Origin of the sequence: Parvimonas parva (assembly GCF_045866535.1) — a bacterium.
Lineage (GTDB): Bacteria > Bacillota > Clostridia > Tissierellales > Peptoniphilaceae > Parvimonas > Parvimonas parva.
The window spans coordinates 239,814-266,254 of the sequence record NZ_AP038371.1; the positions used below are offsets into that span (position 1 = coordinate 239,814).

Annotated in this window: 17 protein-coding genes and 1 rRNA gene; all 18 read left to right on the forward strand. The window is 31.8% G+C overall.

Annotation, left to right across the window (positions count from 1 at the left end; translation table 11 throughout):
• Window positions 1-238 precede the first annotated feature (238 nt).
• Window positions 239-3,994: a DNA-directed RNA polymerase subunit beta gene (locus tag ACKTSI_RS01240; RefSeq protein ID WP_407862933.1), complete on the forward strand. Its 3,756-nt coding sequence runs from the start codon at window positions 239-241 to the stop codon at window positions 3,992-3,994.
• A 23-nt stretch (window positions 3,995-4,017) separates the two neighbouring features.
• Window positions 4,018-7,656: a DNA-directed RNA polymerase subunit beta' gene (gene rpoC, locus ACKTSI_RS01245; protein ID WP_407862934.1), complete on the forward strand. Its 3,639-nt coding sequence runs from the start codon at window positions 4,018-4,020 to the stop codon at window positions 7,654-7,656.
• Window positions 7,657-7,708: 52 nt separating this feature from the next.
• The gene (locus tag ACKTSI_RS01250; RefSeq protein ID WP_407862935.1) at window positions 7,709-8,794 is read left to right on the forward strand and encodes an MGDG synthase family glycosyltransferase; all 1,086 of its coding nucleotides are present in this window, start codon (window positions 7,709-7,711) and stop codon (window positions 8,792-8,794) included.
• Window positions 8,795-8,863: 69 nt separating this feature from the next.
• Window positions 8,864-9,250: a hypothetical protein gene (locus ACKTSI_RS01255; protein ID WP_068475102.1), complete on the forward strand. Its 387-nt coding sequence runs from the start codon at window positions 8,864-8,866 to the stop codon at window positions 9,248-9,250.
• Window positions 9,251-9,520: 270 nt separating this feature from the next.
• The gene (locus ACKTSI_RS01260; RefSeq protein ID WP_407862936.1) at window positions 9,521-10,225 is read left to right on the forward strand and encodes a YSIRK-type signal peptide-containing protein; all 705 of its coding nucleotides are present in this window, start codon (window positions 9,521-9,523) and stop codon (window positions 10,223-10,225) included.
• Between the two features lie 181 nt (window positions 10,226-10,406).
• Window positions 10,407-11,477, forward strand: coding sequence for a peptide chain release factor 1 (gene prfA, locus ACKTSI_RS01265; protein WP_068475125.1), 1,071 nt, complete (start codon window positions 10,407-10,409; stop codon window positions 11,475-11,477).
• A gap of 3 nt (window positions 11,478-11,480) precedes the next feature.
• Window positions 11,481-12,389 carry a C39 family peptidase gene (locus ACKTSI_RS01270; protein WP_201275507.1) on the forward strand — a complete coding sequence of 303 codons (909 nt, stop codon included), beginning with the start codon at window positions 11,481-11,483 and terminating at the stop codon, window positions 12,387-12,389.
• Window positions 12,390-12,391: 2 nt separating this feature from the next.
• Window positions 12,392-13,162 (forward strand): TIGR02206 family membrane protein, encoded by a 771-nt coding sequence (locus tag ACKTSI_RS01275; protein ID WP_407862937.1) that lies wholly within the window; start codon window positions 12,392-12,394, stop codon window positions 13,160-13,162.
• A 169-nt stretch (window positions 13,163-13,331) separates the two neighbouring features.
• Window positions 13,332-14,405, forward strand: coding sequence for a D-alanine--D-alanine ligase family protein (locus ACKTSI_RS01280; RefSeq protein ID WP_407862938.1), 1,074 nt, complete (start codon window positions 13,332-13,334; stop codon window positions 14,403-14,405).
• A 2-nt stretch (window positions 14,406-14,407) separates the two neighbouring features.
• Window positions 14,408-15,778 carry a UDP-N-acetylmuramoyl-tripeptide--D-alanyl-D-alanine ligase gene (gene murF, locus ACKTSI_RS01285; protein WP_407862939.1) on the forward strand — a complete coding sequence of 457 codons (1,371 nt, stop codon included), beginning with the start codon at window positions 14,408-14,410 and terminating at the stop codon, window positions 15,776-15,778.
• A 1-nt stretch (window position 15,779) separates the two neighbouring features.
• Entirely contained in the window at window positions 15,780-16,907 is a 1,128-nt protein-coding gene (locus ACKTSI_RS01290) for a M20/M25/M40 family metallo-hydrolase (RefSeq protein WP_407862940.1), read from the forward strand.
• Between the two features lie 51 nt (window positions 16,908-16,958).
• On the forward strand, window positions 16,959-19,865 hold the full coding sequence (locus tag ACKTSI_RS01295) for an insulinase family protein (RefSeq protein ID WP_407862941.1): 2,907 nt from the start codon (window positions 16,959-16,961) through the stop codon (window positions 19,863-19,865).
• A 470-nt stretch (window positions 19,866-20,335) separates the two neighbouring features.
• A complete protein-coding gene (locus tag ACKTSI_RS01300; protein WP_255353745.1) occupies window positions 20,336-20,464 on the forward strand; it encodes a hypothetical protein in 129 nt (42 codons plus the stop codon).
• A gap of 101 nt (window positions 20,465-20,565) precedes the next feature.
• Complete coding sequence (locus tag ACKTSI_RS01305; protein ID WP_407862942.1) at window positions 20,566-21,729, forward strand: double-cubane-cluster-containing anaerobic reductase; 1,164 nt, start codon at window positions 20,566-20,568, stop codon at window positions 21,727-21,729.
• Window positions 21,729-22,484, forward strand: a complete 756-nt coding sequence (locus ACKTSI_RS01310) for an acyl-CoA dehydratase activase (RefSeq protein WP_068475147.1) — start codon at window positions 21,729-21,731, stop codon at window positions 22,482-22,484. The genes ACKTSI_RS01305 and ACKTSI_RS01310 overlap by 1 nt, the downstream gene beginning before the upstream one ends.
• 404 nt (window positions 22,485-22,888) lie before the next feature.
• The gene (gene ispE, locus ACKTSI_RS01315; RefSeq protein WP_407862943.1) at window positions 22,889-23,728 is read left to right on the forward strand and encodes a 4-(cytidine 5'-diphospho)-2-C-methyl-D-erythritol kinase; all 840 of its coding nucleotides are present in this window, start codon (window positions 22,889-22,891) and stop codon (window positions 23,726-23,728) included.
• A gap of 1 nt (window position 23,729) precedes the next feature.
• On the forward strand, window positions 23,730-24,548 hold the full coding sequence (gene murI / locus ACKTSI_RS01320) for a glutamate racemase (protein ID WP_407862944.1): 819 nt from the start codon (window positions 23,730-23,732) through the stop codon (window positions 24,546-24,548).
• Between the two features lie 342 nt (window positions 24,549-24,890).
• Window positions 24,891-26,415 (forward strand): 16S ribosomal RNA (locus ACKTSI_RS01325).
• The last annotated feature ends 26 nt before the right edge of the window (window positions 26,416-26,441 follow it).

Sequence of the window (26,441 nt, forward strand, 5' to 3'; positions counted from 1 at the left end):
CTATCAAAACAATATATTTACAACTATATTATACCATAATATAGTATTTAATTAAAGTATTCATAATATGAAATTAAAATGATCAGGTTCAAAGGTCAATTTCTGCCTAAAAAATGAAAAAATTTCAAAAAAAGGCTTTACATTTTACAGAAAATCTGGTAAAATTTAAAGATAATAATGTAATAGTGGGATAATATGTATTTTTATCTTTTTTAATTTTTCAAAGGGGTGAAGTTTTATGACACATACTGAAAAGTATGGAATCACAGAAAGGGTTAGTTACTCAAAGATTCAAAATGTTTTGGATCTTCCAAACTTAATTGCTATTCAAACTGAGAGTTATGATTGGTTTATTAAGCAAGGTATTAGAGATGTTTTTGACGATGTTAGTCCAATCAGAGATTATTCTGAGGCTATGAAGTTGGAATTTTTAAATTATCGTTTAGAAAACGCTCCAAAATATTCGGAACAAGAATGTAAGGATAGGGATATGAACTATTCTACACTTCTAAAGGTTGATGTTCGTTTGACAAATAATAATACCGGAGAAGTTAAGGAACAAGAAGTTTTTATGGGTGAAATTCCTTTGATGACTGACAATGGAACTTTTATCATCAATGGTGCTGAAAGAGTTATTGTAAGTCAGCTTGTTAGAAGTCCGGGCGTTTATTATGGTGAAGAAATTGATAAGTCTGGTAATAAACTATTTTCTTCAACAGTTATTCCTAATAGAGGTGCTTGGTTAGAATATGATACTGATACTAATGGTGTTGTTAGTGTTCGTATCGACAGAACTAGAAAATTACCTATAACAACTATGATTAGAGCGTTGTTATATGAAACAAATGAAGAAATGATTGAAAACTTCGGAGATATTAAAGAACTTCATACTACTTTGGAAAAAGATATATCAAAGAGTTATCAAGAGGCTATTCTTGAAATTTATAGAAAGTTAAAACCGGGAGACCCGGCAACTGTTGAAAGTGGAGAAAGTTTATTACATAATTTACTTTTTGACCCAAGAAGATATGACCTTGCAAAAGTTGGTAGATATAAATTCAATAAGAAATTAGCTTTAAGAAATAGATTAGTTGGAACTATTTTAGCTGAAGATATTTTTAAGACAGATAAATTTGGCGAAATGGAAAAAATTGCAAGTGTTGGAGAATATATTTCAGAAGAACTTGCTGAAAAAATTGAAAATGCAGGATATAAGAGAGTTCACGTTAAGGTTGAGGACAAGGAAATTATCGTAACTGGTAACCACTTTGTTGATATTAGTGCGTTTGAATTAGGTTTTGATATCAAATGTAACGGACTTTCAGAAAAAATTTACTATCCTGTTATGATGGAAATTTTAGAGTCTGCATCAGAATATGAAGGCGAAGAATATGAAACACAAGTTAAGAGAGCTGTCAGAAATAGAGTTAAAGAACTTTCTCCAACTCATATAACTCGTGATGATATTGAGGCTACTGTAAGTTATGAATTTAACTTATTCTATGGTCTTGGAATTTGTGATGATATTGACCATTTAGGAAATAGAAGAGTTAGAGCTGTTGGAGAGCTTTTACAAAATCAATTTAGAATTGGTTTGTCAAGAATGGAAAGAGTTGTTAGAGAAAGAATGTCAACTCAAGACCCTGACTTAGCAACTCCGCAAGGTTTAATCAATATTAGACCTCTTGTTGCGTCTTTAAAAGAGTTCTTCGGTTCTTCACAGTTATCACAATTTATGGACCAAAACAATCCACTTGCAGAACTTACTCATAAGAGAAGATTATCAGCATTAGGACCTGGTGGTCTTAGCAGAGATAGAGCGGGATACGAAGTTAGAGACGTTCATGAAAGCCACTACGGAAGAATCTGTCCGATAGAAACTCCTGAAGGTCCAAATATCGGTCTTATTACTTCTCTTACAACTTATGCAAGAGTTGATGAATATGGATTTATAGAAACTCCATATCGTGTTGTAAATGACGGAATTGCTACAAAGGATATTGTTTATTTAACTGCAGATGAAGAAGATGAAGTTATTATCGCTCAAGCTAATGAGCCACTTGATGAAAATGGTCGTTTTGTAAACGAAAGAGTTAGTGGTCGTGGTATTAATGGCGAAAATGATATTTATCCAAGAGATATGATTCAACTTATGGACGTTTCTCCACAACAAATTGTATCTGTAGGTACTGCAATGATTCCTTTCCTTGAAAACGACGATGCGACTCGTGCGTTGATGGGTTCTAACATGCAAAGACAAGCAGTGCCACTACTTGTTACTGAGGCTCCTGTTGTAGGAACTGGTATTGAGTATAAAGCTGCAAGAGATAGTGGTGTTGTTATTATTGCTAAAAATTCAGGAATTGTTACTAAAGTTGATAGTGATGAAATTCATATAAAAAGAGATTTAGATAATGTTGTTGATAAGTATAGATTACTTAAATTCAAACGTTCAAACCAAGGTACAACAATTAACCAAAGACCTATTGTAAATGAAAATGACAGAATTAAAGCTGGAGATATCATTGCTGATGGGCCTTCAACTGAAAATGGAGAAATTGCACTTGGTAAAAATATTTTAATGGCATTCATGAACTGGGAAGGTTATAACTACGAAGATGCGATGCTGTTAAATGAACAACTTGTTATAGATGATATTTTAACTTCATTGCATATTGAAGAACATGAATGTGAGGCTCGTGAAATTAAATTAGGCTCTGAAGAAATCACAAGAGATGTTATAAATATCGGTGAAGATATGAGAAAGAACTTAGACGAAAATGGTATCATCAGAATTGGTGCTGAAGTTAATTCAGGAGATATTTTAGTTGGTAAAGTATCACCTAAGGGAGAAACTGAGTTAAGTGCTGAAGAAAGACTTTTAAGAGCAATCTTTGGAGAAAAGGCTCGTGAAGTTAGAGATACTTCTTTAAGAGTTCCTCACGGAGAAACTGGTATAGTTGTAGATGTTAAATGTTATAGCAGAAAAAATGGAGATGAATTACCACCTGGAGTAAATGAAGTAGTTAGAGTTTATGTAGCTACAAAGAGAAAGATTAATGTAGGGGATAAAATGTGTGGTAGGCATGGTAATAAAGGGGTTATTTCAAGAATTATGCCTCAAGAAGATATGCCATTCTTACCTGACGGAACTCCATTACAAATAGTTCTTAATCCACTAGGGGTACCTTCTCGTATGAACATTGGACAGGTGCTTGAAGTTCATTTAGGACTTGCAGCTAAAAGACTTGGTTGGAAAGTTGCTACACCGGTATTTGACGGAGCAAGTGATTTTGATGTACTTGATGCGTTAAGACTTGCAGGTTGTCCTGAATCCGGAAAGATAAGACTTAGAGATGGTAGAACTGGAGATGAGTTTGACAATCCTGTAACTGTTGGTTATATGTATATGTTAAAACTTCACCACTTGGTTGATGAAAAAATTCACGCAAGGTCTATCGGACCATACTCATTAGTTACTCAACAACCGCTTGGTGGTAAAGCACAATTTGGTGGACAAAGATTCGGAGAAATGGAAGTTTGGGCGCTAGAGGCGTACGGAGCAAGCCATACTCTACAAGAAATGCTTACTGTTAAGAGTGATGATATTGTAGGTAGAGTTAAGACTTATGAATCAATCGTTAAGGGTGTAAATATTCCTGAACCGGGTATTCCTGAATCATTTAAAGTTCTTATGAAAGAATTACAATCATTATGTTTAGATGTTAAACTTATTGATGAAGAGGGCGAAGAAATTAAACTTAGAGAAAATTCTGATGAAATAAAAGCTCAACTTGTTTTAAATGAAGAATATGAAAATGAAGAAGAGGAAGAAGAATTCGACTTTGATTCATTCTATGAAAAATCAAGTGGAAATGAAGAAGAATTTGACGGTTTTGACCTTAGCTTTTTAGAAGATAAAGATGAAAAAGGAAAGAACGGTCCAAAAGAAGAAAAAGAAGAAATATTTATAGAAGAAGATATTGAGGAATAACATAGAGGAAGGGAGTGAACTCCTTGTTGGAATTAAATAATTTTGATGCAATGAAGATTGGATTGGCTTCACCTGATAAGATTAGAAGTTGGTCAAGAGGAGAAGTTAAAAAACCTGAAACCATAAATTATAGAACATTAAAACCGGAAAGAGACGGACTTTTCTGCGAAAAGATTTTTGGACCGGTTAAAGACTGGGAATGTAATTGTGGTAAATACAAGAGAATAAAATACAAGGGAAATGTATGTGAAAAATGTGGAGTTGAAATCACAAAATCTAAAGTTAGACGTGAAAGAATGGGTCATATAGAACTTGTTGCTCCAGTTTCTCATATATGGTATTTCAAAGGAATACCTTCAAGAATGGGACTTATATTAGATATGAGTCCTAGAGCACTTGAAAAAATATTATATTTTGCAAATTATGTTGTACTTGATGCAAAAGACACTGACCTTTATGTTAAACAATTATTAACTGAAGGTGAATATGGTGAGGCTTGTGAAAAATTCGGTTCTGAAAATTTCAGAGTTGGAATGGGTGCTGAGGCTGTTAAAGAACTTTTGGAAAATATTAATTTAGATGAGCTTTCAGAAGAACTTAAAAAAGGTCTTGTAGATGCAACAGGTCAAAAGAAAATCAGACTTTCAAGAAGACTTGAAGTTTGTGAGGCATTTAGAAAATCAGGAAACAGACCTGAATGGATGATTATTGATGTTGTTCCTGTAATTCCACCGGATTTAAGACCTATGGTGCAACTTGAAGGTGGAAGATTTGCAACTTCAGACTTAAATGATTTATACAGACGTGTTATAAATAGAAATAACAGACTTAAAAAACTTATCGAACTTCATGCTCCGGAAATCATTATGAGAAATGAAAAGAGAATGTTACAAGAGGCTGTGGATACATTAATTGATAATGGAAGACATGGAAAAGCTGTAACGGGAGCAGGAAATAGAGAACTTAAATCTCTATCAGATATGTTAAAAGGTAAAACAGGAAGATTCAGACAAAACTTACTTGGTAAACGTGTTGACTACTCAGGACGTTCTGTAATCGTAGTAGGGCCTGATTTGAAATTCCACCAATGTGGACTTCCAAAGAAAATGGCACTTGAATTATTCAAACCTTTCATTATGAAACAATTAGTTGAAGATGGAGTTGTTCATAATATTAAGAGTGCAAAGAAATATGTTGAAAGATTAAATTCAAATGTTTGGGATATCTTAGATAAAGTTATCAAAGACCACCCTGTACTTTTAAACAGAGCACCGACTCTTCACAGACTTGGTATTCAAGCGTTTGAACCTGTTTTAGTTGAAGGAAAAGCTATAAAATTGCATCCATTAGTTTGTACTGCATATAATGCCGACTTTGATGGCGACCAAATGGCTGTCCATTTACCTCTATCAACAGAGGCACAAGCAGAGGCAAGACTTTTGATGCTTTCAACAAATAATATTTTGGCTCCAAAAGACGGTAAGCCAATTACAACTCCTGCCCAAGATATCGTACTTGGTTCATACTATTTAACAAGTGGAACTGTTGAAGAACAAGCTGTTCGTTCATTTATGGATTATGATGAAATGTTTAAGGCTTATTCTACAAAGAATGTTAAAATTCACGATACAGTTAATGTTTTATATAGAGATGAAGAAACAGGAGAAAGTCAAATTGTAAAATCAACAGTTGGTAGATTTATCTTCAACGAACATATTCCACAAGACTTAGGTTTTGTTGATAGAAGTAAAGATAAATTCTCACTAGAAGTTGATAAACTTGTCGATAAAAAAATGCTTGGTAAAATTGTAGATAAATGTTTTAGAAAACATGGAAATATCAAGACTGCCGAAGTATTAGACTATATAAAATCAACTGGATATAAATACTCAACTATTGGGGCTATTTCAATCTCAATGAATGACGTAATTGTTCCGGAAGAAAAATGGGGAATTCTTAAAGAGGCAGAAGAAAAAATTGCAACTTATGAAGAATTATTTAAAGATGGTTTAGTTTCTGAACAAGAAAGATATGAATATGTAATCAGCGTTTGGACAAAAGCGACTGAAGATATTACAAAAATACTTGTTTCAAGACAAGACCCTACAAACAGTATCTCAATCATGGCGGACTCCGGAGCCAGAGGTAATATTAACCAAATTAGACAGTTAGCCGGTATGCGTGGACTTATGAGTTCTGCAACTGGTAGAATCGTAGAAATTCCTATCAAGGCAAACTTTAGAGAAGGTCTTTCTGTTCAAGAGTTCTTTATTTCAACTCACGGTTCAAGAAAAGGACTTTCAGATACAGCGCTTAGAACTGCCGACTCCGGTTACTTAACAAGAAGACTTGTAGATGTTTCACAAGATGTGATTGTTAGAGAAGATGATTGTTGTACTGATGAATATGTATTAGCTAAAGATTTCAAAGACGGAAATGCTGTCGTTGAAAAACTTGCAGATAGAATTGTAGGGAGATATTCATTCGAAGATGTATTAAATCCAACTACTGGAGAAATATTAATTCGTAAAAATGAAATGATTACTGAAGTTCTTGCAGAAAAAGTTGAAAAACTTGGAATTACTGAATTAAAAGTTCGTTCTGTTTTAGGTTGTAAAGCAAAACATGGTGTTTGTGCAAAATGTTATGGACGTAACCTTGCAACAGGAAATCCGGTTGATATTGGGGAGGCTGTTGGTATTATTGCTGCTCAATCAATTGGGGAACCTGGTACTCAGCTTACAATGAGAACATTCCACTCTGGTGGTATCGCTGGCGTTGGAATCACTCAAGGTCTTCCTCGTGTGGAAGAGCTTTTTGAGGCAAGAAAGCCAAAAGGACTTGCATATATAACTGAAATAGACGGAACTGTAAAATTAGTTGACAATAAGAAGAGATATGATATAGTTGTAACAGCTGAAGATGGTGATGAAAGAATTTACGCTATCCCTTATGGAGCTAGAATTAAAGTTAAAGATGGAATGGAAATTAAAGCAGGTGATATGCTTACTGAAGGTTCTATAAATCCACATGATATTTTAGCTATCAAAGGACCAACTGGCGTTCAAGAATATATCACTAAAGAAGTTCAAAAAGTTTACCGTAGCCAAGGGGTAGATATCGATGATAGACATATTGAAATTATTATTAAACAAATGCTATCAAAGGTTAGAATTGATACTTCAGGAGATACTAACTTCTTAGAAGGAAGTTTAGTTCCATTTAGAGAAGTTGAGGCTGTAAACAAAGAAATGTTAAATGAAGACAAGATGGGTGCTACATTTGATAATGTACTTCTTGGTATTACAAAAGCATCTCTTGCTACTGAAAGTTTCTTATCAGCTGCATCATTCCAAGAAACAACTAGAGTTTTAACTGATGCCTCTATCAAAGGAAAAGCAGATGGTTTATTAGGATTAAAAGAAAATGTAATCTTAGGTAAACTTATCCCTGCTGGAACAGGTATGAAAGTTTATAAATCAATCGAAATTGATTATGAAACAATGGAAGAAGAAGATAGACTTATGGAAGAGGCACTTCTTGAAGAAAATAAAACTGAAGAAGTAGAAGATTCTAATGAAACTGAAGAAACAGTAAAAGAAACTGAAGAAACAGTAAAAGAAACTGAAGAAGTTAAAGAAGTTGAAACAGTAGAAGAATAGAATTTAAGGGTCGGAAAATTTTTCCGACTCTTTTTATAAAGTGAGGGTTAAAATGAAAAAAGCATTAATTTTAACAGCGTCATTTGGTGGTGGACATAATAAAGCCTCAAATAATATTAAAGAGAAACTTGTTAAAAGAGGATTTGAAGTAGAAGAAATAGATTTGTTAAAAGAAATTTCTGAAAAATTGGACAGCTTGCTTGTTGGAGGATATTTAGGAATTGTAACGAAGACACCTGAAATTTATGGACTTATATACAAGGGGACAAATTTAACTACGCATCAAAATGTCTTTTCAAAACCGATTTTAAATATATTAAGTTCTAAGATATTGCCGATTTTGGAAGAAAAAAAGCCTAATGTTGTTATAGGAACTCATGTTTTTGCAATAGGGGTTATGGAGCATATAAAACAAAAAGAATATTATGATGTTCCGTTTATTTCAGTTATCACAGACTATGTAACTCACAAAATGTATTTTAGTGATTATGTAGATTATTATATAGTCGCAAGTGAATTTACTAAAAATAAAATGATTGAGGACGGAATAAAAAAAGAAAAAATTTGCGCTTTTGGAATTCCGATAGACGATAGCTTTAAAATCAGACATTATGAAAAAAAAGACGGATTTAATATTTTAACAGTATTCGGCTCTTTGGGAATGGACGATTTTTCCGATTATATTATGCCAATTTTAGATATTGCAAAAGACGTAAAGATAACAATGGTTTGTGGTAGAAACGAAGAGTTAAAAGAAAAATTAGAAAAAAAATATAGCTTATTTATCGATGAAAACAGACTTGAAGTTTTAGGTTATACAAACGAAATTGCAAGACTTATGGAGGAAAATCAAATTTTGATTACAAAGCCAGGTGGACTTACAGTTACAGAGGCGATAGTTAAAAATATTCCACTTATAATTCCTTTCTTTATTCCGGGACATGAAGAAGAAAACAAAAACTTCATTGTTGAAGAAGAAATTGGTGTTTATGCAGAGGGTGTTGAATCTGTTGTAAAAGAAATAAAAAAATTCTACAAAAATAGAAGAAGAGTGGAATATATGGCGTTAAATATGAAAGAAATTGCTGAAGGTTTTTCAGTAGATAAAATTGCAGAACTTGTTGAAGAAATAATTTAAAAACGATTGACAAAAAAACTTTATTATAGTATAATGCTTGATGGATGAAGATTTTTAGGAGGTATTTATATGAAAATTAAAAAATATTTAATTTCTGCTATGGCTATTTTATTAATGGGTTCAATGGTTGCTTGTCAATCAAAACCTGCTGAAACTAAAAAAACAGAAGAAAAGAAAGAAGACAAAAAAGAAGAAAAGAAAATGGAAAAGGCTTCTGATGAAGAAAAAAATGCTACAATCAAAGCATTAGAAGAACAAAAAGCTGTTGAATTATCAATTCCTAACTTAAAAGACTCAGATAAGAAAAGTATTGAAGAAAAATATGCTTCATTAATCTCTTCTGTAAAAGAAGATAAAATGGATAAAGCTGAAGTTATTAAATTAGGAAAAGCTGCTGAAAACTATGTAAAAAATGTTAAAGCTGCTAACGGAGAAAAAGTAGAAGAAAAAAAATAGTAATATGATATTTTTAATGAGGGCTAAGCCCTCATTTTTTTATAAAAAAATGAGATAATTGCTTATCTCATTTTGTCAAATATTTCAACTATATAATTATTTACAAATGTACACATACTTAAAATTTATAGGAAGATATGCTATGTAAAATTTTTACATGGCTATTTTTTTGCTTTAAATTTTTTTATATTTTTAAGGTTGTTTTAAGGTTATGGGTTTATAATATACAAGGTCGCTTTTGTGACAAAAATATTTTAGGGGGTAGATTATATGAAAATTATATCTAGAGAAAATGCAAATACAAAACAAAAATATCTTTCAAGAAAATTATCAGTTGGATTGGTATCAGTATTGTGTGGATTTGCATTTGCTTTTGGTGCACAACAAACTAATGCACAAGTCTATAGTATTTCAGATTTAAGAACTGAAATTGAACAAAAAGCCGATGAGGCGGTTAAGAATCACAAAATATCACAAAATGATGCTAATGCAATTAAAAACGCATCAAAGATGATGAGATCAGAATATGCTTTAAAGAACTTATTAAATAAGCTTAAAACTCCAAGAGTAACAACACCTGCTAAGGTAAAAACTCCGGAACAAATTAAAGCTGAAAGATTAGAAAGATATAAAAATGAAGTTGTTACTTCAATTTCAAAAACTCATCTTGATAGCAAAACAAGAAATGGATTAACTGACGAAGTAAATAAAGCAGAAAGTGTTGAAAAAGTTAGGGCAATTCTTGAAAGAGCCAGAAAACAATCAGAAGATGCATTTACTAAAAAAGAAATGCAAAATAAAGAACTTTTTGCTTTAAAACAAGAAGTTAGAGAATTATTACAAAAATTAGAAGAAAATAAAGCGATTAGTAAAGAAGATGCTAACGGAGTTAGATCTGCATTAAGAATGATGAATTCAAAAGCTCCAGTTCAAAGAATGCTTGAAAATGTTAAGTCTAAATTAAATTTTAGATAAATTATTTAATTCAAATTTTTGGAGAGGGTTTTGTATTAAAGAGAAAGAAAAGCTGTTTATAATTAGTTTATAACAGCTTTTTTTGTTGAAAAACTTTTTTATTACATTAATTTGCTTATAATAAAGAAATTGTGATATAATATAAATTGATTAGTTGTAAGTTTAAAAGGAGAGATATATTTTGTTTGATAAATTAGAATTATTAATTGAAAAATTTGAGGAGCTTGAAAGAAAGATTATAGACCCTGAAATTATGAAAGATATGAATGTTTGGCAAAAACTTGCTAAAGAGCATGGAGATATGAAACCAATCATTGAAAAATATAAAGAATATTCTAAACATAAAAAAGAACTTGAAGAAAACAAGGAAATGTTAAGAGAAGGCTTAGATGAGGATATGAAAGAGCTTGTTAAGGAAGAAATTTCGATGCTTGAAGAATCTATCGAAAGCGAAGAACAAGAATTAAAAATCCTATTGTTACCTAAAGACCCTAATGATGATAAGAACGTATTTATGGAAGTTAGAGCTGGTACAGGTGGAGATGAGGCAGGGCTTTTTGCTGAGGACCTTTTAAGAATGTATAGAATGTTTGCTGATAAACAAAGATGGAAAACTGAAATAATGAGTATTTCCGAACAAGGTGTCGGAGGTATCAAAGAAGTAGTTTTCTTAGTTAAAGGTCAAGGAGCATATTCAAAGTTAAAATATGAAAGTGGAGTTCACAGAGTTCAACGTGTTCCTGCTACTGAATCAAGTGGTAGAATTCACACTTCTGCTGCAACTGTTGCAGTTTTACCTGAAGTTGAAGATGTTGACGTTGTAATAAATCAAAATGACCTTAGAATTGACGTTTATAGAGCAAGTGGTAACGGTGGACAATGTGTAAATACAACAGACTCTGCAGTAAGAATTACACATATACCGACAGGACTTGTTGTTACTTGTCAAGATGAAAAATCACAACTTAAAAATAAAGATAAAGCAATGAAAATCTTGAAGTCAAGATTATATGAAAAATACCAAGAAGAACAAAATAAAGATATTGCTGATGCAAGAAAATCACAAATAGGTTCAGGAGATAGGTCTGAAAGAATTAGAACATACAACTTTCCACAAGGAAGAGTTACAGACCACAGAATCAATATGACTATTTATCAATTAGACAGTTTCTTAAACGGAGATATTTCTGATATGATAGATGCATTAATTACAAGCGACCAAGCAAAGAAGATGCTTGCGATTACGGAGTAGCCAGTGAATTCTAATTTACAAAATAAGTTAGTAAAATTTGGTGTTTTTCTTGCACTTTATACCTTTGGGATATTTGTGTTTTTTAATTTTGCGTTTTCTAAAAAAGAAATTAAAGTTGATGTAACAAAAAAAGAAGAAACTACAACCAAAACAGACACAACTTTAAATGCAAATGGAATAGATGTAAAAAAGCTGTCAACTAAAGTTAATGGTGGAAATAAAATTAATCTTTTGAACGAAAAGATTATTCGTGACGGGTTAAAAAATACCACTGATAAAGACATTAAAGAAATTTTAAAAAGCGAAAATAAACTTAGTATCGGGTATTTAGCTTTGCTTTACAGAAATCCATCTGCTAAACTTTTTGTAAAAGATAAATTAGAAAATAAAGTTATAGATAATTTTACCGGAGAAAGTGTTGACTTTAAAAGAAGTATTCCATACTATTTACAATGGGATAGACGTTGGGGACAAAAAAAATATACTGATGAAAATATAGCGATAAATGGTTGTGGCCCAACTTGTATGGCTATGGTAGTTTCAGGACTTTCAAAAGATAATTCCATTACGCCTGTTGAACTTGCAAAGTATGAAGAATATGCAGAGGGAGCAGGTACCGGTTGGAAATATTTTACTGAAGTTCCTAAAAAATATGGACTAACAGTAAAAGAAGTAGGAAATGATGAACAAGTTTATAAAAACGAATTAAAAAGTGGAAGACCGATAATTGTTAATGTTGGTAAAGGAGATTTTTCAACAATCGGACATTATATTGTATTAGTTGGGGTTGATGAACAAGGGAATTTTATAATAAATGACCCGAACAGTCCACAAAATACAAATGATACATGGACTTTTGAAAGATTAAAACCACAGATAAAAAACGCATGGTCTTTTAGTAAGGGAGAGTAGTTTTGAATTTTTTAGAAAGATTTTTAGATTTTATAGTTTATTTCTTTAGGTCTGAACCTGAAGGACGAGATATAGTAAAATATGGAACAACACATATTTCACTTGTCTTGATTGCCTTTATAGGTGCAATTTTGATTTATAGACATAGAGATACATTTAAAAATAGCAATAAAAATATTTTAAAGATTTTTGTTATTATACTATTTTTACAACAATTTATATTATATACATGGTATCTAACAAGTGGCTCATTTTCAATAGAAACAAGCCTACCGTTATATGATTGTAGAGTTGCGATTATATGCTTGATATATGGAGTGTTTTTTGATAGCAACAAAGCTAAAAGAATCGGAATTTATTTAGGTTTTGTAGGCTCAATAGTTGCATTACTATCTCCAGAGCTGGATAAATTTATATTCCCGCATTATACTTGGATAAGTTTCTTTGTCGGACATATATTCTTGCTTTGGGTAAGCTGTTATATATTCTTTGTTGAAGAAATAGAAATTTCATTCCAAAAATATATGGAAGTTTTTGTGTTTACGAATCTTTTACACATAGCTATAATAATCTTTAACAACTTTACAAATTGCAATTACGCATTCCTATCAGAACCACCAATCTTTAAAGAGGTAGCTGGTAGATTGCATCCAATCACATATATATCAATTATGATGATAATATTGAATTTTTCACTCTACCTAGTACATTCATACTTTATGAAATCAAGAGATGGAAAATTTAAAATAATAAATAGAAAAGTTGAGAATTAGATGTTTATTGATTATTGTTTAGATAATTTAAAATATAATATTAATTTTAAAAAAGTGATTTGTTTTAAAATCACTTTTTTAATGAAAAATAATTCTTAAATTATGAAAAAATCTCAATTTATGTTATACTATAGAGTGATATTTTATATTTTTAAAAAGGAGTTTTATTATGAAAAATTTATATTTACTATATGGAGGAAAGAGTGCAGAACACGAAATTTCTGTTTTAACAGCAAAGTCCGTTATAAATAATTTAGATAGAAATAAGTACAAAATATTTCCTATTTATGTCGATAAATGTGGTCGTTGGAATTATTTAGGAGAAAATACAAAAAATATTGAAAATGAAAGTGAAATTGTACTTGAAGGAAGTGGGGCTGTTTGTGATTCTATTTCAAAGTTTTTTGCAAATGACTTTGTAAATGAAAATGCAATTTTCTTCCCTGCAATGCATGGAACTTTTTCAGAGGACGGAACTATTCAAGGCTTTTTCGATATAATGGATATTGCTTATGTTGGAAATAATGTTTTATCTTCTGCTGTTTGTATGGATAAGGGAACTGCGAATGATGTTTTTGCAGGTAATGGAATTTTACAACCTGAATATTATTTGGTTACAAAGTATGAGTTTGATAAAGATAAAGATGCACAAATAAAAAATATTTTAGAAAAAATTGGAGAAGTTTCTTTTATAAAGCCTTGTAATGCGGGATCAAGCGTTGGAGTTACAAAGGTAACTAAGAAAGAAGAGATTGAACCTGCTCTAATTGAAGCTTTTAAATATGATAATAGAGTTTTAGTTGAAGAGGCAGTTATTGGAGATGAACTTCAAGTTTTAGTTATGGGAAATAATGTTTTAAAAGCAAGTTTGCCAGGTGGGGTTAAGGTTACTCGTGAGTTTTTTGACTATGAGGCAAAATATTTAGATGAAACAACTGATCATATTATTCCTTGGGATTTATCGGAAGAAGAAATTAAAGAAATTCAATCCGTTGCAAAGAGAGCTTATGCTGTTACAAACTGTAAGGGATTTGCAAGAGTTGATATTTTTGTTAGAGATAGCGACAGAAAAATGCTTGTAAATGAAATTAATACAATTCCGGGAATGACTTCTGTTTCTATGGCTCCGGCAATGTATATGAAAACTTTTGATAAAACTTATAGCGATTTTTTGGACGAGTTAATCGAACTTGCTATTGAAAATAAAAAAGAAAAAGATTCTTTGACTACAAATAGGGGGTAATTATGTTAAAAGCAACTTTGGAAACTATCGCCAAAATAGTTGGCGGAAATTTAGTTACTACAAGTATGAAAGATGTAATAGTAGAGGGAGTTTCAACAGATACTCGTGATATAAAACTTCACAATCTTTTTATTCCACTTGTTGGAGCAAAGTATGACGGACATACTTTTGCTTTTGATGCTATAAAAAAAGGTGCGATTGCAACTTTGTGGGATAAAAATCACCCAACTCCTTATCTTGACGCAGGAATTATTGTCGTTGATGATACTTTAAAGGCTTATCAAAAACTTGCAAATAGCTATTTAAAGGCTACAAAGTCTAAGGTTATCGGAATAACTGGCTCAAATGGAAAAACCGGAACAAAAGATATTTTAGCATCAATTTTAGAAGAAAATTTTAGAGTTCATAAGACTGCAAAAAATCTTAATAATGAAATCGGTGTTCCAAAGACTATTATGGAAATGGACTTGGACGATGAGGCTATTGTTTTGGAAATGGGAATGGAACGTTTCGGAGAAATCAGTGTTCTTACAAATATTGCAAATCCGGATATAGCCGTTATTACTAATATTGGCGATAGTCATTTGTTAGAGCTTGGAACAAAAGAAAATATTGCAAGAGCAAAGTTTGAAATTTTAGAGGGATTAAAGCCTGACGGAATTTTCATTTTTAATAATGATGATGATATTTTAAGAGAAGTTATAAGAGAATATTCAATTTCTCAAAGGGTAATAAAGATTGGAACTAGAGAAGATTCAGACGTAATCATTAGACCAATTCGTTCAGACGAATCAGGAAGTAGTTTTTCAATAGGGGAATATGCTTATAGTATTCCATTCATCGGTAAACACCAAATCTACAATGTTTCGGTTGCAATAACTATTGCCGGACTTTTGGGTATGGACTATGCAAGTATTGTAAAAGGACTTTCAAAAGTAAAACTTACAGGAATGAGAATGGAATTAATGCATTTGCCAAGTTTTGACATTTTGAACGATTGTTATAAGTCAAATCCACAAAGTTTGATGTCTTGTATCGAAACTGTCTATACTATGAAAGGATATAAAAATAAGATTTTAATTCTTTCCGATATGTTGGAGCTTGGAGAAAATGAAGAAAAGTTACATTTTAATGTAGGCGAAAAAATTGATAGAGATAGAATTGATTATGTAATTTGTGTTGGGGATTTGGCAAAAGAAATTTACAATGGAGCAAATAGAAATTTCAATGTAAAAAATCTTTTCTACTTTGAAACTAAAGGCGAAGTTATCGAAAAAGTTAGGGAAATTATTTCAGAAGATACTTTGATTATGGTTAAAGGTAGTAGAGGAATGAAACTTGAAGAAATTATTGAAAAATTAAAGGAGATTTAAGATGAATAAGGAAAGACTTTTAGATACATTTTTAGATTTGGTAAAGATTTATTCTCCGTCAAGAAATGAAATAAATGCTATGAAATATGTAGTAGAAAGATTAGAAAAACTTGGGGTTAAATACATTTTACATGACCATTCAAGTGAATATGGTGGAAATACTCCGGTAATTATCGCAAAACTTGAAAAAAATTCTGATGATAAAAGTTTAAAACCTATTTCTCTTTCTGCTCATATCGATGTTGTTGAGCCTTCAAAAGATTTGGACGTTTATGTTGAGGACGGACTTGTTAAAACTAGAACTGCTACAACTTTAGGAGGAGATGACAAGGGTGGTGTTGCTATCATTTTAGAAACTTTTGAATCTTTGGTTGAAAGCAATTTACCACATAGCGATGTTTTTGCCGTTATAACTCCTTCTGAAGAAGTTGGACTTTTGGGTGCAAAGTCAATTAAATGGGAAGAAATTCCACAAGATTTTATGCCGTCAAAGGATATGCTTGTTCTTGATAACGGTGGTGGCTGTGATACTGTCGCAGTTGAAGGACCTTGTATGTATAAGATAAATGTGCATTATGAGGGAGTTTCTTCTCACGCAGGGATAGAGCCTGAAAAAGGTAGAAGTGCCATTGTTGCAATGAGTAATGCTATTTCAAAGATGAAGATAGGAAGAATTAACGACCATACAACTTCAAATATCGGTAGTATTGTTTCTGAATTTCCTACAAATGTCGTTCCGAAAGATTGTAAAATCAGAATGGAAGTTAGATGTTTGAATGAAGATGAGGCAAAAGAAAATGTTGATAATTATGTAAATATTTTTGAAGAAACTGCAAAAGACTTTGAAGTTAAATGCGATATTAACATAGAATACGATTATCCACCACTAAAACAAATTGACGGAAATATTTTGCTTAATAGAGTTTTGGACGCTTATAAAAAAGTTGGTGTTAAATCAAGACCAATTAAAATTGGTGGAGGTTGCGACGGTAATATTTACTTGAAAAATGGATTTAATTCTGTGATTTTAGGCGTTGGAATGTATAAGATTCATACAATAGAAGAATATTTAGTAATTGCTGATATGGAAAAAACTTTAGAGGCAGTTTTAGAGTTTATTGCGAAGTAATAATTTTACTTTTTAATTGTAAAAATATAAGTACAAAAAATAGGAGACGATATGTATAAAGGATATAAATTAATACAAGAAAAACATATTAAAGATGTGAATTCTGATTGTGTTTTACTTGAACACGAGAAAACCGGAGCAAAAGTTTTTTTGATGAAAAACGATGATGATAATAAAACTTTTGGGATCGGTTTTAAAACTCTTCCTAAAGATAATACAGGAATTTGCCATATAATTGAGCATAGTGTTTTATCTGGCTCAAGAAAATTTCAAACTAAAGAGCCTTTTATGGATATGGTAAAGATTAGTATGGCTACATTTTTAAATGCTCTAACTTTTCCGGATAAGACGATTTATCCCGTTTCAAGTAGAAACGAAAAAGATTTTAAAAATTTAATGGACGTTTATATGGACGCTGTTTTTTATCCTGTAATGAAAAAGGATAGAAGAATATTTATGCAAGAGGGTTGGCATTATGAGCTTGAAAATGCTGAAGATGAACTTAATATAAAAGGTGTAGTTTATAATGAAATGAAAGGTGCATATTCTGTCCCTGAAACAACTCTTTATTACAGAGTGAATAACGCACTTTGTCCTGATACCGTTTATGCTATGGAATCAGGTGGAGAACCTTATGAAATTCCAAATTTGACTTATGAAAATTTTTGCGATTTCCATTCAAAATATTATCACCCTTCAAATTCATATATTTATTTATATGGCGATTGTGATATGGAGGAAAGACTTGAGTTTTTAGACAGAGAATATCTTTCAAACTTTGAAAAAGAGAAAATAGATAATTTTGAGGGAAATCAAAAGCCTTTTGAAAATACAAAAAATGTTTTTGATGAATATTCCGTTTCAAAAGATGAAGATACTAAAAATAAAACATTTTTAGCTTATTCTTCTTGTTTCGGCGAAAGCAACGGACTAAAAGACGGAATAATCGAAAAGTTATTATCTGAAATTTTAGTTGATATGCAAGGTGCATATCTTAAAGAGGCATTACTTAAAGCAAATATTTGTGAAGATGTATCTTCAATTTCAATGGAATCTACAAAATTTTCCAGCTTTGGAGTTTATGTTATAAATTCTGAAAGAGAATATTTAGATAAATTTAAAGAAATTGTTGAAAATGTATTAAGAGAAGTTGTTAAAAATGGAATTGGAAAAGAAAAGTTAATCGCTGTTTTAAATAGAACAGAGTTTTCTATAAGAGAACTTTTGAATTCTACAACTGCCGGAGTTGAATATTTCTTTAGTATTTTTGATACTTGGTTATATGGTGGCAGTCCTATGGATTCACTTACTTTTGATGAGGCATTATCAGAAATTAGAGAAGATATTTTGAATAACAGATTGTTGGAAAGAGTTATCGAAGAAAAGATTTTGAATAACAATCATAAAGCATTCATCGTTCTTTCTCCAAGTGCCGGACTTAATGACAAAAAAGATTTAGCCCAAAAAGAATGGTTAAAGAGATATAAAGACTCTTTAAGTCAAATTCAAATCGAAAAAATAATTGAAAATACAAAGAATTTAATTGAATATCAACAAACGGAAAGTACTGAAGAGCAAAAGGCGACTATTCCAAAACTAAAAATAGAAGATATTGATAAGGAAACATTAAAAATTCCAAACGAAGTTGAAAAAATTGAAGATATAACAGTTTTAAAACATAATATTTTCACTTCAGGAATTAATTATGTCGATATTTGTTTCGACTTAAAACATATTTCAAAAGATGAAATTGTATATCTTTCACTTGTTGAAAATTTACTTAAATCTTTGGATAAAAAATCAATGACTTACAAAGATTTTTCAGTTGAAACATTCTTACGTTGTGGTGGAGTTTCAACGTCTATTACAACTTTGACTAATGCGAAAAACAGGGAAAAATTTGTTCCTAAATTTGTTGTTAGTGTAAAATTCTTAGGTGAAAAACTAAAAGAAACGGTTGAACTTTTAAAAGTTTTATTAAAAGAAACAATTTTTACAGATAAGAACAGAATCAAAGAAGAAGTTTTGTCTATCAAGGGAGAATTGGAGCAAGATGTTCTTGGTGCAGGTCATATGTATGGAATAAATAGAGCAAAATCATATTTTTCAAATAAGGCTTGTTATGATGAAAGATTTAAAGGGCTTGATTATTTGAAATTTATTCAAGATTTGGCTGAAAATTTTGATGACAGAATTGATAATGTTCTAGAAAAAATGGAATTTGTTTACAATAGAATGTTTAAACAAAACGAAACTATTGTAAATATAACCACAACAGAAGAAAACTTTGAAGAAATCAAAAAAGCATTTGTTGAATGTGTAAAAGAATTCCCAAGATTTGAGGATATTTCTTATGATTTCACATTTGAAAGAGAAAATTTAAAAGAGGGAATTGCAACTTCTTCTGATGTAAATTACGTTACATTTGCAGGAGATTTGAAAAAGTTAGGCATTGAATACTCCGGAAGTTTTTCACTTTTATCAAAAATTTTAAGTACAACTCATATGCACAATAATATTAGAGCGATTGGTGGAGCTTATGGAGCAGGACTTAGCATAACTCGTGATAGTGAAATGTTGATGTTCAGTTACAGAGACCCTAACTTGAAATCTACGAAAGAAACATTTAATTCCGTTGGAAAATATGTTTCAGAAATGGAAATAACAGAAGAAGAATTGGAAAGTTTCAAAATTTCATTGGTAAAAGATTTCAATCCATTGCTTACTCCAAAACACAAAGGATATACTTCAATGGTTATGTATATAACCGGTTCAGATGAAAAAGAATTGGAATTATATTTAGGACAACTTTTAAATACAAAATTGGAAGATTTAAGAGAACTTGGAAAAGTAATTGATGAAGTATTAAGTCAAGATGGATTTGTCGTAGTTGGAAATACAAACAAAATAAAAGAAAATTCAAAAGAATTTAAAAATATCGTAGTTTTGAAAAAGTAAGATTAAAGGCGCTGTTTAAGCAGTGCCTTTTTCAATTTAATAATATTTTTTTATTATACAAATTTTTATGTATTAATATACTTTTTGTTATAAGGTAAAACTATTTCATAAACTTTGCTAATAGATAGCTTATTTTCCATAAATAATTAATATAAATGAAATGTTGACTTAATTTATTAATATGATATAATTGAGTTGGTCAAAAATATTTGAAATAATAAATAAGATTAATACATAAATTAACAAAGTTTTTGACCAGATATTATTTGGAGGTTATTTATTAAAAAAGAAGTATAGGACTTTTATTGATGTCCGTATTAGTTTTGTCTGCTTGTGGACAAACTGCAAAGAGAGCTGATATCAATACAGCGAAGAAAACAAAACAAAAGAAAAGAAAGCGACTATGACTATTGCCGATGTTGATTTGAATGCAAAAGATTTAGAAGAACAATGGAGAAAGGAACAACGTTATGGCTCCAAGACCTGGTATTATTAAGGAAGACATAAAGATTGATATGGAATATCCAAGAAATAGAAATAGTGATGAATTCATCGAACATAGAAAGCATATATTAGACGTATTAAATTTTACAACTTAGCGTTTTCATATAATATTCCGATATAAGCAAAAAGGATGGGTTCGTTAGTGGCTCGTCTTTTTTGTTTATGATAAATTTCAAATAGAGAAAGGAGAAACTCAATGAAAGAAGAAAATATTAAACTTCCGAGTAATTTTGACGATTTCAATGAAACCAAAAAAAATGGATTTTTAAAGATGAAAGAATTAAAAGAATCCGGTAAAAAAGTTGCAGGCATTTTTTGTACATATACTCCTCAAGAAATAATCTATGCAGGAGGACTTATTCCGGTTAGTTTATGTGCCACAACAGAAGATTCTATAAAATATGCAGAAAGAGATTTACCAAAGAACTTATGTCCGCTTATAAAGTCAAGCTATGGTTTTGCTGTAAGTGATACTTGCCCATATTTTTATTTTTCAGATATTGTTATAGGAGAAACTACTTGTGATGGAAAGAAAAAAATGTATGAATTAATGGGCGAATTTAAAGATGTTCACGTTATGCAACTTCCACAAAATAATACTGATGAATTATCTTTAAAACTTTGGACAAATGAGCTTTATAAATTAAAAAGAAGATTAGAAGAAACTTTTAATGTTGAAATTACTGATGAAAAATTGTGGGAGGCTATAAAAATCGGAAATCAGGAAAGAAGAAACTTGAGAAGATTTTTTGAGCTTGGGAAACTTAACCCATCTCCTTTAAGTGGAGTTACAATGAGTGGAACTCAAGATGCTTTTGGTTTTAATTTTGATAGAGAAACAAAAAATAAGGCTCTTGTTGAAAAGACAGAAGAACTCTATGCTATGTGGGAAAAAGAATTGAAGGGTAAAAAGAGTAGTAGGCCTAGAATTTTAGTAACAGGTTGTCCTGTTGGTGGAGTTCGTGAAAAAATATTGACTACAATAGAAAATGCAGGTGCTGATATTGTTGTCTATGAAAATTGCTCTGGAGTTCGTGAAAAACTTGAGCTTATTGATGAAACTATGGATAATCCGATAGATGCGATAGCTAAAAAATATCTTAATTTAAGTTGTTCTGTTATTTCTCCGAACAAAAAGAGATTTAAAGATTTGGATATGTTGATAGATGAATATCAAGTTGATGCTGTTATTGAAATTGTACTTCAGGCTTGCCATACTTTTGCTGTTGAATCAACAAAGGTAAAAAGATTTGTTACAGAAGAAAAAGGTAAACCATATATGTATATAGAATCTGATTATTCTATGACTGATGTGGGACAAGTTTCAACCAGAATTGAAGCGTTTTTGGAGATGATATAATGAATATAGGTATAGATATAGGGTCAACAGCCTCAAAAGTTGTTGTTTTTGATAAAGATAAACAAGAAATAGTTCATACAATTTTGATGCCGTCAGGTTGGAATAGTAAAGAAACTTCAGAAGAAATTTATAAAAAATTGACAGAAAAAGGCTTTGATGTTGACAATTGCTATGTCGTTGCAACAGGATATGGGAGAGTATCCGTTCCCTATGCTGATAGAGTTGTTACAGAAATTACAACACATGCAAAAGGTGCGATGTTTTTGTTGAAAAGAGATTGTGATGTAATCGACATTGGAGGGCAGGACACAAAGATTATAAATATTTCAAATGGTCTAGTTAGTGATTTCATAATGAACGATAAATGTTCAGCTGGAACCGGTAAGTTTTTGGAAGTTATGAGCAATAGACTTGGAGTTACTTTAAATGAAATGTTTGAATTGTCAAGAATAGGTAATCCTGTTCCGATAAGTTCGACTTGTACTGTATTTGCAGAGTCTGAAGTTATTTCCCTTATGGGACAAGGACGACCTAAAGAAGATATAGCAAGTGGAGTTGTTCATTCAATAGCAAATAAAGTTGTTGGACAGACAAGAAAATTTAGAAATGAGGCAGATTTGTATTTCTTAACCGGAGGATTTTCAAATAATTCCTATATGGTAGAACTTTTAGAAAAATTATTAGGAAAAAAAGTAGAAACACACGAGTTAGGAAGATTTGCAGGGGCATTAGGTGCATCACTTATGGGGAAATAATACTTCCAACTCTTATAAGATGATTAACATAAGGTTGGAGATAGCAGTAACTTTGTTGTTCTACAATAGAAAAAACAAAAATTCCATTAGATTTTAATGGAATTTTTTTACGCAAAAAAAGAAAGCCTTACGCTTTCTTTTAAGTGTTACGGTGATTTGGGGGTACACCGTAAATTTGGAGAGAGTAACTCGTCAAAATTATAATGAGTTATATAGGTTATGTTATTCTTTAAAGTAGAACACTTTTAAGGCTAAGTGCTAATATTTTACTTAACAAAAGTATAACACTTATTTTAAAATAAGTCAACAGTTTATGTAATATTTTTTAATTTTGTTTTTTGTTTAAATTTGTGGTAAAATATTTTAAAATGAGTTATGTTTAATAAATTAATAAAGGTGATTTTATGAAAAAGAAATCTTATGCAAAAATAAATTTGACTTTAGATGTAATCGAAAAGAGGGAAGATGGTTATCACAATATAGATGGAATTATGCAGATTGTGGATTTGTATGATGAAGTTACTGTTGAAATAGCTGATGAATTTAAAATTACTTCTAATTCTAAAAATATTCCGCTAGATGAAAAAAATTTAGTCTATAAAGTTTACAACGTAATTAGGGAAAAATATAAATTTGATGAAAAATTTTCTATACATATTGAAAAAAACATACCTGTATCTGCCGGAATTGCTGGAGGAAGTACAAACGCAGCCGTTGTTATAGAAATGATAGATGAGCTTTTGAACCTTAATATGACTTTGGAAGACAGAAAAAAAATTGGAAGAAGTGTTGGTGCAGATATTCCTTATTTGCTTGTTGGAAAAACTGCGAGAACAAGAGGAATTGGTGATGAACTTGAAATTCTTGAGAGTCTGCCAACTACAAATGTACTTATTGTAAATAATGAAGTTGAAATTTCAACTCCTTATGTATATTCAAATATTGTTCCAACCGGCAATAGTAAAAATGTTGATAAACTTATTGAAATATACAAAATGAAAGATTATGATAAGTTTTTTGAGTCCCTATATAATACAATGGAAGAAGTTTCTATTTCATACTGTCCTGAAATTCAAACTATAAAGGATAAAATGTATGAGTTTGGTTGTGTTAAGTCGCTTATGAGTGGCTCGGGGCCTACTGTATTTGGTATTTTTAAAAATGATAAAGATATAGAATTTGCATATAATTATTTTAAGAAGATTTATAAGAACACTTTTAAAGTAAAGACGATGGAGAGATAATATGGATAATAGAGCGATAGGCGTTTTTGATTCAGGTATTGGTGGACTTACTGTTGTTAAGGAACTGATGAAAATTTTACCTAATGAAAAGATATTATATTTTGGAGATACGGCTAGGGTGCCTTATGGGAATAGAAGTGAAGAAACTATAAAGCGATTTTCAACTGAATGTATTGAATTTTTAGATAAAAAAGATATAAAAGCGTTAATTATTGCTTGTAATACCGTTTCTGCAGTTGCGCTTGAATTATTAAAAGAAAAGTTTGATATGAATATACTTGGTGTTATTGTTCCTGGTAGTAAAATGGCAAGTTTCATTACTAAAAATAAAAAAATTGGAGTTATCGGAACAAATGCAACGGTTTCAAGTGGCTCTTATGAAAAATGTATAAAGCTAGAAGATGAAAATAATACAGTTTATTCGAAGGCTTGTCCATTATTTGTACCGATAGCTGAAGAGGGATTGTCTGAAAGTAGTATAGCAGTTGAAACGGCAAAATACTATTTGAATGAATTAATTGAAAAACAAGTAGATACTATCGTTATGGGTTGTACTCATTATCCTATATTAGAAAGGACAATACAAAAAGTTGTAGGAGAAACAATAAAACTTGTTAATCCTGCAAAAGAAACTGCTATTGAAATGAAAAAATATTTAGAAGAGAATGATTTGCTAAATGATGAATTGGGAGATAATAAAAATACATTCTATATAACTGATGATGAGAAAAAGTTTGAAAAAAATTTGACTGACTTTATAAAAATTGACGAACCTAATATAAAAAAAATAAATTTGAAAACAAAACATATAGATGAATAATCTTTTAAATTAAATTTATCATTATTTTAATTAAAATCATATTTCATAAAAAAATTAACAAAGCCAAAAAAATTAGAAAAAATTTTTAAAAAGTGTTGACAATAAATTAAATAATTGATATAATAAAGACCCAGTGAGAGCTGGGTCACTTTTTTTGGAAATTTAATTAAAAATTTTTTTAAAAAAACTTTCAAAAAAGTGTTGACAACCAAACAGAAATGTTGTATAATGTAATGGTTGTTGTGAAACATTAAAAATTTCATATAGTGATAGAAACTTTGAGAGTACAAAGAAAAACAATAATTTGGTGTAACAAAAAAGTCAGCGAGAGCAGACGAACTTTTAATAGAGAGTTTGATCCTGGCTCAGGACGAACGCTGGCGGCGTGCTTAACACATGCAAGTCGAACGTGATTTTTATGGAATAGCCTTCGGGATAGGAAATAGAATGAAAGTGGCGAACGGGTGAGTAACACGTGAGCAACCTACCTTACACAGGGGGATAGCCGTTGGAAACGACGATTAATACCGCATGAGACCACAGAACCGCATGGTAAAGGGGTCAAAGATTTATCGGTGTAAGATGGGCTCGCGTCTGATTAGCTAGTTGGAAGGGTAAAGGCCTACCAAGGCGACGATCAGTAGCCGGTCTGAGAGGATGAACGGCCACATTGGAACTGAGACACGGTCCAAACTCCTACGGGAGGCAGCAGTGGGGAATATTGCACAATGGGGGAAACCCTGATGCAGCGACGCCGCGTGAGCGAAGAAGGTTTTCGAATCGTAAAGCTCTGTCCTATGAGAAGATAATGACGGTATCATAGGAGGAAGCCCCGGCTAAATACGTGCCAGCAGCCGCGGTAATACGTATGGGGCGAGCGTTGTCCGGAATTATTGGGCGTAAAGGGTACGTAGGCGGTCTATTAAGTCAGGTGTGAAAGCGTGAGGCTTAACCTCATTAAGCACTTGAAACTGATAGACTTGAGTGAAGGAGAGGAAAGTGGAATTCCTAGTGTAGCGGTGAAATGCGTAGATATTAGGAGGAATACCGGTGGCGAAGGCGACTTTCTGGACTTTTACTGACGCTCAGGTACGAAAGCGTGGGGAGCAAACAGGATTAGATACCCTGGTAGTCCACGCCGTAAACGATGAATGCTAGGTGTTGGGGGTCAAACCTCGGTGCCGAAGTTAACACATTAAGCATTCCGCCTGGGGAGTACGGTGGCAACACTGAAACTCAAAGGAATTGACGGGGACCCGCACAAGTAGCGGAGCATGTGGTTTAATTCGAAGCAACGCGAAGAACCTTACCAAGGCTTGACATATAGTTGAGTTATTGAGAAATTGATAAGTCCCTCGGGACAGCTATACAGGTGGTGCATGGTTGTCGTCAGCTCGTGTCGTGAGATGTTGGGTTAAGTCCCGCAACGAGCGCAACCCTTATCTTCAGTTACCAGCATTTTGGATGGGGACTCTGGAGAGACTGCCGATGATAAATCGGAGGAAGGTGGGGATGACGTCAAATCATCATGCCCTTTATGTCTTGGGCTACACACGTGCTACAATGGTTGGTACAACGAGAAGCGACATAGTGATGTGAAGCAAAACTCTAAAAGCCAATCTCAGTTCGGATTGTAGGCTGCAACTCGCCTACATGAAGTCGGAGTTACTAGTAATCGCGAATCAGAACGTCGCGGTGAATGCGTTCCCGGGTCTTGTACACACCGCCCGTCACACCATGGGAGTTGGCAATACCCGAAGCCGCCGATCTAACCGCAAGGAGGAAGGCGTCGAAGGTAGGGTTAATGACTGGGGTGAAGTCGTAACAAGGTAGCCGTATCGGAAGGTGCGGCTGGATCACCTCCTTTCTAAGGAGTACTAAGAACGACAGTTC